The 13,734-nt window shown below is 71.3% G+C and carries 12 protein-coding genes; 4 read left to right on the forward strand and 8 right to left on the reverse strand.

Features of this window, described 5'->3' with window-relative positions; genetic code table 11:
* Window positions 1-134 precede the first annotated feature (134 nt).
* Entirely contained in the window at window positions 135-1,247 is a 1,113-nt protein-coding gene (locus tag ACZ4SF_RS02980; protein ID WP_468377380.1) for an endonuclease/exonuclease/phosphatase family protein, read from the reverse strand.
* A 122-nt stretch (window positions 1,248-1,369) separates the two neighbouring features.
* A complete protein-coding gene (locus tag ACZ4SF_RS02985; protein ID WP_468377383.1) occupies window positions 1,370-2,425 on the reverse strand; it encodes a chitinase in 1,056 nt (351 codons plus the stop codon).
* A 188-nt stretch (window positions 2,426-2,613) separates the two neighbouring features.
* Between ACZ4SF_RS02985 and ACZ4SF_RS02990 the strand changes: the two genes are divergently transcribed.
* Together ACZ4SF_RS02990 and ACZ4SF_RS02995 are read left to right on the forward strand one after the other, a co-directional pair.
* Complete coding sequence (locus ACZ4SF_RS02990) at window positions 2,614-3,624, forward strand: aldo/keto reductase (RefSeq protein ID WP_468377385.1); 1,011 nt, start codon at window positions 2,614-2,616, stop codon at window positions 3,622-3,624.
* A gap of 26 nt (window positions 3,625-3,650) precedes the next feature.
* On the forward strand, window positions 3,651-4,244 hold the full coding sequence (locus ACZ4SF_RS02995; protein ID WP_468377388.1) for a TetR/AcrR family transcriptional regulator: 594 nt from the start codon (window positions 3,651-3,653) through the stop codon (window positions 4,242-4,244).
* A 323-nt stretch (window positions 4,245-4,567) separates the two neighbouring features.
* On the opposite strand, the gene ACZ4SF_RS03000 is transcribed toward ACZ4SF_RS02995, so the two are convergent.
* Both ACZ4SF_RS03000 and ACZ4SF_RS03005 read right to left on the reverse strand, forming a co-directional pair.
* The gene (locus ACZ4SF_RS03000; protein ID WP_468377391.1) at window positions 4,568-4,771 is read right to left on the reverse strand and encodes a hypothetical protein; all 204 of its coding nucleotides are present in this window, start codon (window positions 4,769-4,771) and stop codon (window positions 4,568-4,570) included.
* Between the two features lie 107 nt (window positions 4,772-4,878).
* The gene (locus tag ACZ4SF_RS03005; RefSeq protein ID WP_468377394.1) at window positions 4,879-6,306 is read right to left on the reverse strand and encodes an MFS transporter; all 1,428 of its coding nucleotides are present in this window, start codon (window positions 6,304-6,306) and stop codon (window positions 4,879-4,881) included.
* A gap of 101 nt (window positions 6,307-6,407) precedes the next feature.
* Between ACZ4SF_RS03005 and ACZ4SF_RS03010 the strand changes: the two genes are divergently transcribed.
* Window positions 6,408-7,298 (forward strand): helix-turn-helix transcriptional regulator, encoded by an 891-nt coding sequence (locus tag ACZ4SF_RS03010; protein ID WP_468377396.1) that lies wholly within the window; start codon window positions 6,408-6,410, stop codon window positions 7,296-7,298.
* Between the two features lie 3 nt (window positions 7,299-7,301).
* Here the strand turns inward: ACZ4SF_RS03010 and ACZ4SF_RS03015 are convergent, their stop codons facing one another.
* The 3 genes from ACZ4SF_RS03015 to ACZ4SF_RS03025 all read right to left on the reverse strand — a co-directional run bounded on the left by ACZ4SF_RS03015 (window position 7,302) and on the right by ACZ4SF_RS03025 (window position 10,135).
* A complete protein-coding gene (locus ACZ4SF_RS03015) occupies window positions 7,302-7,985 on the reverse strand; it encodes a DUF6766 family protein (RefSeq protein WP_468377398.1) in 684 nt (227 codons plus the stop codon).
* Between the two features lie 87 nt (window positions 7,986-8,072).
* On the reverse strand, window positions 8,073-8,480 hold the full coding sequence (locus ACZ4SF_RS03020) for a hypothetical protein (RefSeq protein WP_468377400.1): 408 nt from the start codon (window positions 8,478-8,480) through the stop codon (window positions 8,073-8,075).
* A gap of 203 nt (window positions 8,481-8,683) precedes the next feature.
* A complete protein-coding gene (locus ACZ4SF_RS03025; RefSeq protein ID WP_468377402.1) occupies window positions 8,684-10,135 on the reverse strand; it encodes an MFS transporter in 1,452 nt (483 codons plus the stop codon).
* Between the two features lie 82 nt (window positions 10,136-10,217).
* Here ACZ4SF_RS03025 and dusB point away from each other — a divergent pair, with 82 nt between their 5' ends.
* Complete coding sequence (gene dusB / locus ACZ4SF_RS03030) at window positions 10,218-11,357, forward strand: tRNA dihydrouridine synthase DusB (RefSeq protein WP_468377405.1); 1,140 nt, start codon at window positions 10,218-10,220, stop codon at window positions 11,355-11,357.
* A gap of 247 nt (window positions 11,358-11,604) precedes the next feature.
* Here the strand turns inward: dusB and ACZ4SF_RS03035 are convergent, their stop codons facing one another.
* The gene (locus tag ACZ4SF_RS03035) at window positions 11,605-13,173 is read right to left on the reverse strand and encodes an alkaline phosphatase family protein (protein ID WP_468378286.1); all 1,569 of its coding nucleotides are present in this window, start codon (window positions 13,171-13,173) and stop codon (window positions 11,605-11,607) included.
* Window positions 13,174-13,734: the final 561 nt, after the last annotated feature.

Raw genomic sequence — 13,734 nt, forward strand, 5'->3', positions numbered from 1 at the left:
CACCCGACTCGGTCGGCTGGTGGGTGGGCGTTCTGGTGGGCTCGACCGGCCTCGGGGCGGGTGTGTGGGGCTCCGGTGGCGGGGCGGGTGTGCTGGTGGGTGGGGCTCGGGCGGGTGTCGGGTGGGCGTGGTTGTCATGCCTCTATGTCCAGGTCCACGTACAGCGCCGCGTGGTCCGAGGCCTCATCGGTCTTTCCGTGCACGCTCGCGAAGTGGTTCGCGTGTGCGGAGATGCCCCGTGTCTCCAGGCCGACCCTCCGCACCTTGTCCCACAGTGCGGGCGGCAGCATGAGGTAGTCGAGCTTGTCCCGCTTCTCCTTGCAGTCCCCGTGGGTGCCGGGGTCACCGTGGTAGGCGGGGTGGCTCATCACGTCGCGAAGACCGGTGTCCAGCAGTACGCCGACCGGCTTGCTGTCCGGGAAGTCGTTGAGGTCGCCGGCGACCACGACGTTCTCGGTGCGCTCCAGTGCCGTCCGGTAGATCTCCGCGACTCGCTCCGCCTGGGCCAGGCGCAGGTCCGGGTCGTCGCCGGACTTGCTCTTGAGGTGGTTGCCGAGGACCACCAGGCTCTCCCGGCCGAGCTGGATCTCGTACTCCGGGCAGTCGCGGCTGAACAGTGGCTTCGTCGGGTCCGCCGGGTGCGGGTCGAAGATGTGCGTCCGGACCGAGGTGATCGCGAAGCGGCTGAGGATCCCGATGTCGATGCCCCGCGGGTCGTTGCCGTCGATCAGCAGATTGAAGGGGAACGGCTGCCAGCCCAGGCTCAGGACCTGCTGGTTGAAGCGGTCCAGGGTCAGCCGGTCCTCGACCTCGGGCACCAGCAGGACGTCGGCGTTGACTTCCCTGACCACCCGTCCGGTGTTGTGGACGGCGGCCATGTCCAGGTCGTCCTGCCCGAGTTCGGCCCAGCCGGCCCACGCCCTCCGGCCCTCGGCGAGGATCGGCAGCTCCGTCGGCGTCGTCCCCGGCGGAGGCGTGGGGAAGAGCCCGCTCGACTTGCCGGGCCGGTTCTGGTTGACGTAGATCAGCGGCGGGTTCTCGGGATCGCTGCTGTATGCCCGGTGCTTCAGGACGAGCGCCGAGATCTGCTGCTTGTCCCTGGGGGTGTACGTCTCCTTGTCCAGGAGGGTGACCAAGTCGTTGAAGTCCTTGAGGACTCCCTTGCGTGTCGCCGGTTCCGGGAGGCGGAAGACGGAGGGACGACGGAAGAGGTTCTCGGTGTTGAAGGTGCCGATACGGACGGCCATCGCGGCCTCCTCGGGCGGCGCTGGAACACCGCGCGGCCGACGGCAGGCGCCGCCTGGGAGACTGCGCGCCGGCACATCCATTCTCCGAGCGGTCACGCTCGGTGTCCAACGGAGCGGCCCGGTCAACGGCCCTGCAGCGCCCTGACGTTGTCACCGAAGGTCCAGTTCTTGGCGCCGTCCCAGTTGACCGACCAGGTCATCAGGCCCTTGAGTGACGTGCCGTAGTGCCTCCAGGCCTGGGAGACCAGGGACGGGGACATGTAGCCGCCGCCGGCGCCGGACTGGGCGGGCAGGCCCGGTACCTGCTTGTCGTACGGCACCTTGATCGTCGTACCCTGCACCACCAGGCCCTTGGCGAGGCAGTCGGTCTGTGCGGTGAAACCCTGGACCGTGCCGGCCGAGTAGGAGTCGCCGGAGCAGCCGTACATGCTGCCGTTGTAGTACTGCATGTTCAGCCACCACAGCCGGCCGTTGTCCGCGTACTTCTTGATGACCGGCAGGTAGGCGCCCCAGATGGATCCGTAGGTGATGCTGCCGCCGGTGACGTACGCCGTCTCGGGGGCCATCGTCAGGCCGAAGCCGGACGGCATCCGGGCGAGGATCCCGTCGATGATGCGGATCAGGTTGGCCTGGGACGTGGACAGTTGGCCGATGCTGCCGCTGCCGACCAGGCCGGTCTCGATGTCGATGTCGATGCCGTCGAAGTTGTACTTCTTCAGGATCGGGACGATCGTCGCGATGAAACGGTCCGCCACGGCCGAGGAGTTGAGGTCGATGCCGGCCGCGGCGCCGCCGATCGACAGCAGGATGGTCTGGCCGGAGGCCTTGGCCGCGCACATCTCCGACGGCGTGGCCACCTTCACTCCACTGTCCATGCCGTCCTCCCAGAGGGCCGTCCCGTCCGAACGGATCACGGGGAAGGCCGCGTTGATCACGTTGTAGCCGTGCGCGGCGATGCGGGAGTCCGTGATCGGGGTCCAGCCGAAGGGCGGGTGGACGCCATTGGCGGAGCCGTCCCAGTTCTCCCAGTACCCCTGGAGCACCTTGCCCGCGGGGCGTGACTTCACGGCGCAGGTCTCGGCGGCGGAGGCGGTGGGGGCGGTGGCGATCGCGAGCGGGGCGGCCAGGGCGGCCGTGGTGAGGGCTGCGGTGAGCAGGCGCAGGGTACGGCGGAGCATGCGGGCCTCCCGGTGGGGGTGCGGTGAGGTGTCGTAGGCATGACAGTTCGCGTCCCCACACGGTGCTCTGGTCCAGACCTCTCGTCAATAGGTCTGGACCAATACGTTTCCGCTGGCAGTATGCCGCACTGACATATATGGAATGACAGATATTGAAATCTGTCAGCTACCATGGCAGTCTTGAAGTCATGACGATGCGAACCCGAACCCTCGGAACCACCGGCCCCCAGGTCTCCGCCCTCGGCCTCGGCTGCATGGGCATGTCCGCGCTGTACGGCGACGCCGACCGCGCGGAGTCCGTGGCGACCGTCCACGCCGCCCTGGACGCGGGCGTGACCCTGCTCGACACCGGCGACTTCTACGCCATGGGGCACAACGAGATGCTGATCGGCGAGGCCCTGCGCACCGCGCCGCCGGCCCTGCGCGAGAAGGCGCTGACCAGCGTCAAGTTCGGCGCCCTGCGCGACCCGGAAGGCAACTGGAGCGGCTACGACGGCCGCCCGGCCGCCGTGAAGAACTTCGCCTCCTACTCCCTGCAACGCCTCGGCGTCGACCACATCGACGTCTACCGGATCGCCCGCCTCGACCCGGACGTCCCGATCGAGGAGACCGTCGGCGCGATCGCCGAACTGATCGAGAAGGGGTACGTACGGCACGTCGGCCTCAGCGAGGTCGGCGCCGAGACCATCCGCCGGGCCGCCGCCACCGCCCCGATCGCCGACCTCCAGATCGAGTACTCGCTGATCTCCCGGGGCATCGAGCGCGAGATCCTGCCGGCCACCCGCGAACTGGGCATCGGCATCACCGCGTACGGCGTCCTCTCCCGCGGTCTGATCTCCGGCCACTTCTCCCGCGACCGGCAGCTGGCCGCGAACGACTTCCGCGCCCACTCGCCCCGCTTCCAGGGCGAGAACCTCCGGCACAACCTGGACCTGGTCGAGGCGCTGCGCAAGATCGCCGAGCAGAAGGGCGTGACCGTCGCGCAGACCGCCATCGCCTGGGTGCTCGCCCGTGGCGAGGACATCGTGCCGCTGATCGGCGCCCGCACCCGCGAGCGGCTCGACGAGTCGCTGGGCGCGCTGGACGTGACCCTGGACGCGGCCGACCTGGCGGCGATCGAGGAGGCCGTGCCGGCGGACGCGGCGGCCGGCGAGCGCTACCCGACGGGGCAGATGGCACACCTCGACAGCGAGCGCTGATCCCGCCCCCGGGTACGGTCTATGGCATGGCACCGACCACCGAGACCCTGACCGCCGAGCGCATCCTCGAAGCCACCGAGGAGGTGCTGCGCCGCCACGGCCCGGCCAAGGCCACCGTGGTCGACGTGGCCCGCGCGCTCGGCGTCAGCCACGGCAGCGTCTACCGCCACTTCCGCACCAAGGCGGCGCTGCGCGAGGCGGTCACCAAACGCTGGCTGGACCGCACGGCGGAGAAACTGGCCGGCATCGTCACCGGCGACGGCGACCCGGAGACCCGGCTGCGGGCCTGGCTCGCGGCCCTGTTCGAGGCCAAGCGGCACAAGGCGGCCGACGACCCCGAGCTGTTCGCCACCTACACGGTGCTGACCGGCGAACTCGGCGGCGTGGTCCACGAGCACGTCGCCGACCTGACCGGGCAGCTGACCCGGATCATCGCCGAGGGCACCGGGTCCGGCGCCTTCTCGGCACCCGACCCGGCCACCGCGGCCCGCGCCGTCTTCCAGGCCACCGGCCGCTTCCACGACCCCGGTCACGCCCACGAGTGGACCGCCCCCGGCATCGAGGAAGAGTTCACGGCGGTGGTGGACCTGCTGGTCCGCGGCCTCACGACGCCACGGTAGCCCCCGACAGGCACACGGAACCCCTCACGCCCCCCCGCGCACGGCGCTGCACCCCCTCCAGGAGCGCGACGAACCACGCGCCCAACCCCCACGCACCGAGAGCCGGGTACGGCGCTGCACCCCTCCAGGGGCGCGGGGAACTGCGCGACCAACCACCGTGCACCCGCGGTCGAGCATGGCGCGGCACCCCCCGAGGGGAGCGGGGAACTGCGTGACCAACCACCGTGCACCCGCGGTCGAGCATGGCGCGGCCCCCCCCCGAGGGGCGCGAGCCGCCGCGCACCCGCGGATGAACACGGCGCCCGACCCGCCACGGCGCTACCTCACCGCCCCGCCGGATCGACCGTCGCCTGATGGGCCAAGACCAGATGCTCCTCCGCCTTCAGCCACGGCAGAAACTGCGCGCCCTGCCGCCAGCCGCAGGTGTCGCAGCGGATCGTCCGCTGGACCCCCCTGCGCAGCACCTGGACCACGTGTTCCCGGCCGTGCTGGTCCCAGCGGCTGACCTTGCTCGTACCTCCCGGCATCGCGCCCTCCCTCCCCACGCCGGTCCACCCGGCCGCAAGGAGTGTGCAGCAGGACCGGCGCCCACGGGGCACATTTCACGCCGAGTTGGGCAAGCCGTGCCCTCGGCTCAGCCGACCGTGCGGGGCAGCCGCAGGCTCAGCAGGCCGGTCAGCACGATCCCGGCCAGCTGCACCAGCAGCGTGGTGACCAGCGCGTCCCGCATGCCCAAGTGCGGTACGAGGGTCAGGAACAGCGTGCCGAGGGTGGCCACTCCCAGGGCCAGCGCCGACTGCTGGGTGGTCACCATCACACCGCCGCCGACACCTGCCCGGGCGGGCGGCACTTCGGACAGCACGAGCCGCATGATGTTGGGCAGCTGGAGCGCCTGGCCCGCGCCGGCCACGGCCGCACCCGGCAGCAGCGAAGCGAGGTCCAGGTGCGGCCAGTCCCGCCACGCGGCCAGCACGATCAGCAGGATGCCCGCGCCCTGGACGACGGACCCGGCGGTGATCACCCGGGTGCCGTACCGGGCGATCAGCCGGGGCCCGGCGAGCGAGACGAACAGGAACGCCACGGCCATCGGCGCGAGCGCGAGCCCGGCCGGCACCGGACCGAGCCCGGCCCCCTGCTGCAGCGCCAGCGCGATCACGAACATGAACCCGCTGAAACCGATGGAGAACGGCACCATCAGCACCAGACCGCGCCGCATCGACGCCACCGCGAACAGACTCGGGGGCACCAGCGGGGTCCGCCCCGCCCGGTCCGCCCGCCGCTCCACCGTCCAGAACGCGCCCGCAGCGAACGGGAACGCGGCCAGCGACAGCCACGTCCACAGCGGCCAGCCCGCGGCCCGCCCCTCGGTCAGCGGCGCGAGCAGGGTCAGCAGCGACACCGCGAGCAGCACCGTCCCCGGCCCGTCGACCGGCTCGGGGTGGTGCGACCGCGTCTCCGGCACGTACCGCGCGGCGAGCACGAGCCCCAGCACGACCACCGGCACGTTGACGAGGAAGATCGACCGCCACCCGGTCCCGGCGACATCGGCCGCGACCAGCACGCCGCCGAGTATCTGCCCGGCCACCATGGCCAGCCCGGCCGTGGCGCCGTACAGGCTCATGGCCTTCGCCCGCCGGCCGCCGCTCGTGGCGGCCTGGATGGTGGCGAGCACCTGCGGCAGCATCGCGGCGGCCGAGGCACCCTGCGCCACCCGGGCCGCGACCAGGCTCCAGGCGCCGGGCGCGAGCCCGCACGCCAGCGAGGTGAGCCCGAAGGCGGCCATGCCCCCGAGGAACAGCCGCCGCCGGCCGAACAGGTCACCGAGCCGTCCGCCGAGCACGAGCAGGACGGCGTAGGCGACGCCGTACCCGGCGACGACCAGCTCCAGCACGGCCTCGCCCGCGGCGAGGTCCGTGCCGATGGTCGGCAGGGCCACGTTGACGATGAAGAAGTCGACCAGCGGCAGTGCCGCGGCCAGGAGAACGGTGAACAGCCCGAGCCCGCCGAGTGCGGGCGGCGCGGCCGTCGTGGGAACGACGCGGGTGGCGACGGTTTCACTCATGCCGTCGAGCCTGCACCCACCCTCAGGCTGGTACCAGAGTCTCCTCATCCTGGTAGAAGAACTACCTGGCAACAGGATGAAGATGCGGGCAGTCTGGAACCATGACGACCACGGCCACCGCCCGGGAGACCGCCCAGCAGCCGGCCCGGGACGCGGAGATCCGTCGGCACGAGCTGGCCGCGTTCTTGCGCAGCAGGCGGGAGCGGATCACGCCGGAGCAGGTCGGGCTGCCCCGCGGCGCCCGCCGCCGCACCCCCGGCCTGCGCCGGGAGGAGGTCGCCCAGCTCTCCGCGGTCGGGGTCACCTGGTACACCTGGCTCGAACAGGCCCGCGACATCCAGGTCTCCGTGCAGGTCCTGGACGCCCTCGCGCGCGCCCTGCGGCTGGACGCCGGCGAACGGGCCCACCTCTTCCAGCTGGCCGGCGCGATCGATCCGACCCCCGCCGCGAGGTGCCCGGACATCACCCCCGCGCTGAGCGAGATGCTGCACCGCCTGGGGCCGATCCCGGCCTGCATCCAGAACAGCCGGTACGACATCCTCGCCTACAACCGCACCTACGGCCGCCTCCTGGGCGACCTGGACGCGGTCCCGCCCGAGGACCGCAACTGCATGCTCCTCATCCACACCGACAAGGACTGGCAGGCGGCGGTCGTCCACCTCCAGGAGACCCGACGGCTGATGGCCGCCCGGCTGCGCGCGAGCCTCGCCGGCCATCTCGGCGAGCCGGCCTGGAAGATGCTGGTCAAACGCCTGGAGGCGGAATCCCCGGAGTTCCGCGAGAACTGGCGGCGCTACGAGGTGGTCGGCACCCGCACCAAGATCAAGGAGTTCCTCAACCCCTACGTCGGCCATCTCACCCTGGAACACACGGACCTGTGGCTCGGCCCCGGGACGGGCGCCCGCATGGTGACGTACACCCCGGTGAACGACGAGACCCGGGAGCGGCTGGACCGGCTCTACGAGATCGCGTCCGGCGTACCGGCGCGCTGACCCTCAGCCCTCCACTCCCGTGGCGGTGTGCGGGGCGCCGACCGGCTTGGACTCCGGGGAGCCGCGCTGGCGCAGATAGACCGAGAGGATGGCCATCGAGGCGACGGCCAGCAGCTCGGACTGCCAGTTCTGCAGGGTGCGGCTCCAGAAGTCGGCGGAGCCCAGGTACGCCCCCCAGGAGATGGGCGCCTGGAGCTGACGCAGGTGTTCCTCGTTGTAGGCGGCGACGCCGTTGATCGACTGGGCCAGCCAGGACCAGGCGAAGACGACGCCCATGACGAGGCCCAGGGAACGGGAGTAGAGCCGCTGCCGCCAGCCCTTGTCGGCGGCCCAGCGCGGCGAGGACGGCTCGGCGTGGTCGCCGACCTTCTGCTCCCGGTCGCTCTCCACACCGGCCCTGTGCAGCTCCTTCGACTCGGGGGAACCGCGCTGGAGCAGCCAGATGGTGCCGAAGATGTACAAGGAGAACTGCAGGTACTCGGACTGCCAGTTCTCGGTGACGTCCACGGCGAAGTCGGAGGTCGCGAGGTAGGGCAGGAAGCCGACCGGGTGCAGGCCGTCGGTGACGAGCTGGTTGTTGAAGTCGGCGTGGCCGGCCACCGCCTGCCCGGCGAGCGTGATCAGGAAACCGGTGTAGAAGGCGAGGGTCAGGCCGTTGTTCCGCAGGAAGCGGGCGGGGCGGGTCACCGGTGCATCAGCCCCACGGCGGTGAAGTAGCCGAGGCCGGCGCCGACGGTCAGCAGCACCACGGTGAACAGGGTGCGCACGGCCTGCTCAACCCCCTTTGACCTTGCACTGGTACGGCTGCCGGGGCTGCGGCACACAGCCCGCCGCGGTGACCAGCCATCCGGCCGGGAAGGCCGAGAGGAACAAGGTGTCGCCGTCCAGCACCACCTGCGCCTGCCGCCCGTAGACCTGGACCTGCCGCACGGCACCTCCGTGCGGGAGGTGCTCCTCGCGGAGGGCCTCGGCACAGGCCGATCCGGCCGACTCCTCGACCTCACGCCGCGTCTGCGGCGCGAGCCCCGCGCACGCGTGCGGCCCGTCGTCCCGCCGGACGCTGGCCTCGAAGCGCATGGCGGCCCGGGACGCGGCCGTCTCCCGCTCACCGAGCGTGCTGCACCCGGCCAGGCAGACGGCACAGACCAGAACGGCCGGGCCGGTACGCCTCCAGCACGGCAAGAAGACCTCCACGGGTACGGCGAGTCCACTGCCGCACATGCTGGAGCCGGGCCCACCCGGGACGCGGCAGCCGCGCCGTGTCCCGGCCGGAGACCGGGCGTTCGGGCTATCCGCGCGCCGGACGGAGTGCTTCGCGGCCGGGCCGGGATCCGCCGAGGACGAGTTGCTCTTCCACAGCTGACGCGCCGCTTGCGCCGCGCGCTCTAGGCCCGCCCCGACACTCCCACGGTCTGGCGTACTTCCGACGACTCCAGCTGCCCGGCCGTCCGCTCGGCGGTGCGGCGCGCCCAGCGGCCGCTGGTCAGCAGGCCGAGGAGCAGGACGGCCAGACCGCACGCGGTGAGGATCCACCAGCCCGGGCGTGCCGCCGGGACGAACACCTGCCGGTACGAGGACGAGCCGACGCCGGATGCCAGGACCGCGCCGACCACCGCGACACCGAGCGTCTGGCCCAGCTGCCTGCTGGTGGAGGCGACGGCCGCGGCGACACCGGCCTGGGCCCGGGGCATGCCCGACACGGCCGTGTTGGTGATCGGCGCGTTCACGAAGCCGAAGCCGATGCCGAACAGGACGTAGCCGAGCAGGAGGGTGGCATTCGACGTCTCCGCCTCGAAGGCCGCGAACAGGACGCCGCTCGCCGTCATCGCGGTGCCGGCCACCAGCAGGGGAAGACGCGGGCCGCGGCTGCCGACCAGGCGGCCGGACAGCGGCGCGCACAGGAACGTCGGCACGGCCATCGGCAGCATCCACAGGCCCGCGTGCAGGGCGTCGAGTCCCCGCACGTTCTGCAGGTACAGGGTGGAAAGGAACAGGAAGCCGCCCAGCGCCGCGAACGCGCTGACCGCGATCACCGTGGCCCCGCTGAACGGCGCCGAGCGGAAGAAGCGCAGCTCGATCAGGGGCTCGTCGCGCCGGGGCTCGTACCGGAGGAGGCCGAGCAGGGCGGCAGCGGCGATCACGGCGAACGGCACCACCGGGCCGGCGCCCGACTCCGGCGCCTCGATGATCGCGTACGTCAGCGATCCGAACAGGGCGATGACCAGCAGCTGGCCGACCGGGTCGGGGCGGCGGGCCCTGGGCGCGCGGGACTCGGGGACGAAGCGGAGGGTGAGCAGCAGGGCGGCGAGGCCGACCGGCAGGTTGACCCAGAAGATCGCGCGCCAGCTCACCGACTGCACCAGCAGGCCGCCGACCAGCGGGCCCGCCGCCATGGAGATGCCGACCACCGCGCCCCAGACGCCGATCGCGCGGGCACGCTCCCGGGCGTCGGTGAAGGTGTTGGTGATGATCGACATGGCGACGGGGTTGAGCATCGAACCGCCGACCGCCTGGACCATGCGGAACACGATCAGCAGTTTCAGATCGGGGGCGAGGGAGCACAGCAGCGAGCCGGCGGAGAACACCACCAGACCGGCGATGAAGACCCGCTTGCGGCCGATCCGGTCGGCGGTGGAGCCCGCGAGCATCAGCAGCGAGGCCAGGACCAGCGTGTAGGCGTCGATCGTCCACTGCAGGCCGGAGGTGGTGGCGTGCAGATCGCGCTGCATGGAGGGCAGCGCCACGTTCAGCGCGGTGACGTCGAGGCTCACGATCAGCAGGCTCATGCAGCAGATCGCGAGCACCAGCATGCGTCTGCGGTGACTCGGCTCGGGCATGCGTTTCATCGTACGCCGATTTCAATAGTGCGTCTAACTAATGAGTGATACATGATCTTTGCCGATGGGTGACAATGGGGCAATGCCCATGCCCGAGTCCTCTTTGCAGATCGGCCCGCACACCGTGCAGCCGCCCGTCGTGCTCGCACCCATGGCCGGGATCACCAACGCACCCTTCCGCACCCTGTGCAGGGAGTTCAGCGGCGGCAAGGGGCTGTTCGTCAGCGAGATGATCACGACCCGGGCGCTGGTCGAACGCAACGACAAGACCATGCAGCTGATCAAGTTCGACGCGACCGAGCAGCCCCGCTCGATCCAGCTGTACGGCGTCGACCCCGCGACCGTCGGCAAGGCCGTCCGCATGATCGCGGAGGAGGGCCTGGCCGACCACATCGACCTCAACTTCGGCTGCCCGGTGCCGAAGGTGACGCGCAAGGGCGGCGGATCCGCGCTGCCGTACAAGCGGAACCTGCTGCGGGCGATCCTGCAGGAAGCCGTGTCCGGCGCCGGTGACCTGCCGGTGACGATGAAGATGCGCAAGGGCATCGACGACGATCACATCACCTACCTCGACGCCGGCCGCATCGCCGTCGAGGAGGGCGTCACGGCGATCGCGCTGCACGGCCGTACCGCCGCCCAGCACTACGGCGGCACCGCCGACTGGGACGCCATCGCGCGGCTGAAGGAGCACGTGCCGGAGATCCCCGTGCTCGGCAACGGCGACATCTGGTCGGCCGAGGACGCGCTGCGGATGGTGCGGGAGACCGGCTGTGACGGGGTGGTCGTGGGCCGCGGCTGTCTGGGCCGGCCGTGGCTGTTCGCGGACCTCGTGGCGGCGTTCGAGGGGCGGGCGTCCTTTGCCCGGCCGACTCTCCGGGAGGTCGCCGATGTCATGGTCCGGCACGCCGGTCTGCTCGGCGAGTGGATCGGCGACGAGTCCAAGGGCGTGGTCGACTTCCGCAAGCACGTCGCCTGGTACCTGAAGGGCTTCGCGGTCGGCTCCGAGATGCGCAAGCGGCTCGCGATCACGTCGTCGCTGGCGGAGCTGCGGGCAGGGCTGGACGAGCTGGACCTCGACCAGCCGTGGCCGGCCGGTGCGGACGGGCCGCGTGGGCGGACGTCCGGCAACAACCGGGTGGTGCTGCCGGACGGCTGGCTCAAGGATCCGTACGACTGTGCGGGCGTGAGCGAGGACGCGGAACTGGACACGTCCGGAGGCTGAGCCGCGCCTCCTCGCCCGCCCGCCGCCCGGCTCGGTGGGTTGGGTGGTCGCCGCCGCGGGGCTCCGCCCCGGACCCCGGCCTTGCCCGCCCGCCGCCCGGCTCGGTGGGTTGGAAGGTCGCCGCCGCGGGGCTCCGCCCCGGGCCCCGTGGGGTTTGCGGGCTTCTCCTCGGACCCCGTGGGGCTTGCGGGCTTCTCCTCGGGCCCCGTGGGGTTTGGGGGCTTCGGCTCGGGTGTCGGGGGGTTGCTCAGTTTTTCTTCGGGTGGGGTGTGGAGCCGTATGCCGTCAGGAAGCGGTCGCGGAAGGAACTCATCTTCCAGACCGGGGCGTCGTGCGCGGGGCGCAGGCCGTCCGTCCAGTTCCAGTCGGCGATCTTGTCCAGCACCTTGGGATCCTTGGCCACGATCGACACCGGGACGTCACGGCTGGCGTGGTTGCCGCTGACCCGGGCGATCGGCTGGTGGTCGCCGAGGAAGACCAGCACGGTGTCCTTGCTGCCGTACCGCTCCAGCCACTGTGTCAGCGCGGTCACCGAGTACTGGATCGACTTGCCGTACTCCTCGCGGGACTTGGTGGTGTCGGCGATGACGTCGGCCGGGTCGTTGCCCGCCGCCTCGATGGGCTTGAAGACCGAGCCGTCACCCAGTTCGTCCCAGCCCACCATCTTGGGGACGGGCGCCCACGGCTGGTGGCTCGAGGTCAGGATGAGCAGCGACATCCGCGACTTGCCGCCGGCGGGCTGCTTGCTGTGCACCCGCTCCTGGTACTGCTGGAGCGCGTACTGGTCCGGCATGGTCGACCAGCTGAACTTCGGCCCCCGGTAGCCGAGCTGGAAGGCGTTGTACACCTTGTCGAGGCCGTACCACTTCTGCTCCGGCCAGCCCTTCTGCACACCCGGCATGACACCGACCGTGTCGAACGCGCCGGTCTTCTCGAACGCCTCCGTCAGGCTCATGTGGTCGCTGGCCATGACCGTGCGGTAGCGCTGCTGGTTGCTGATCCACAGGCCCGACATGGTGGTGGAGTGACCGAGCCAGCTGCTGCCGCCGTACGTCGCCGACGTCAGCCAGCCGCTCTTCGCGTGGAAGCCCGCCTTCGCCAGCGCCTCGGTGCGCGCGTCGAGGGTCGCGTCGACGCCCGGGGCCATGATCGGGTCCTCGATCGCGCTACGGCCGTAGCTCTCGATGAACGTGAAGATCATGTCCTTGCCCCGCAGGTCGGGCACCAGCTGACTGCCCGGAGTGCCCCCGAACGCGTCGGTCCGGGCCACCTTCCGGAACTCCGCCTCGTCCTTGAGTGTGTCCGAGACCCGCCGGGCCTGGACCTTCAGCGCGGTCGCGGTGCGGTCGGCGGCGATCGGCACACCGAACATCTGCAGGCCCAGTGAGGAACAGGTGATCCAGACGACCCCGGCGACCAGGGTGCCGCGGGTCGCCGTGGCGGGGTGCCGGGCGAGCACGTTGCTCAACCGGACCATGGACAGCGCCAGCAGCGTGAAGAGCAGCAGGACGAGGGCGACCAGCCCGGCAGCGGCGGCCAGCGTGGTCGTACGGCCGAGGGAGTCCTCCAGGTACGACTCCGCGTCGCCGATCAGACTCCAGTCGAGCACGACGTTGAAGCCACGCCCGAGGTACTGGTTGAAGCCCATGTCCAACGCGTTCAGCACGGTCATCGCCCCGAGCAGGACCCCCGACACCGCAGCCACGGCCACCCGGGGCCGGCGCGGCAGCGCGAGCAGCACGGCGGCCCCCACGACGGCTTCCGCCGGTATGCGCAGAAACTTCTCGGGCCCGAGCCGGACGACCGTGTTGGGCATCACCAGCGCGGCGACGACGAGCGCGGCGGCGAGCAGGGTCACGGTGACGGACAGGACCCGGGCGCCCTGCGGGTGCCGCTCCTGCCATCCCCGCCGCCATTGCGACCAGACGGTCCACGGCGCCCGGCGAGAGCGACGCGGGACGGACACGGGGCCGGAAGCCTCCTCCGGCTCAGCTTCCCCAGCCCCGGCTCCGGCGCCGGCCTTTGCGGCCCCGGCCGCTTCCGCTCCAGCTCCGGCTTCGGCCTCTGCGGCCCCGGCCGCTTCCGCTCCAGCTCCGGCTTCGGCCTCTGCGGCCCCGGCCGCTTCCGCTCCAGCTCCGGCTTCTTCGGCTCCGGCTTCGGCCTTTTCGGCTTCTTCCGCCCCGGCTCCGGCCTCTTCCGCTTCGGCCTCCTCCACTTCCACCATTGCCGGCTGGCGCGTGCTCGTGTCCTGAGACAACCCGGCGTCCTTCCCTGCGAGACCCGTTCCGCGCTCCGGTACGGCTCACCGGCGGGCAGCGTTCACGCCCGCTGGGCAAACACCTGGTCAATACAGCCGAGGGCAGGATGAGAAGGGGCG

Source organism: Streptomyces sp. NPDC027663 (genome assembly GCF_055566415.1).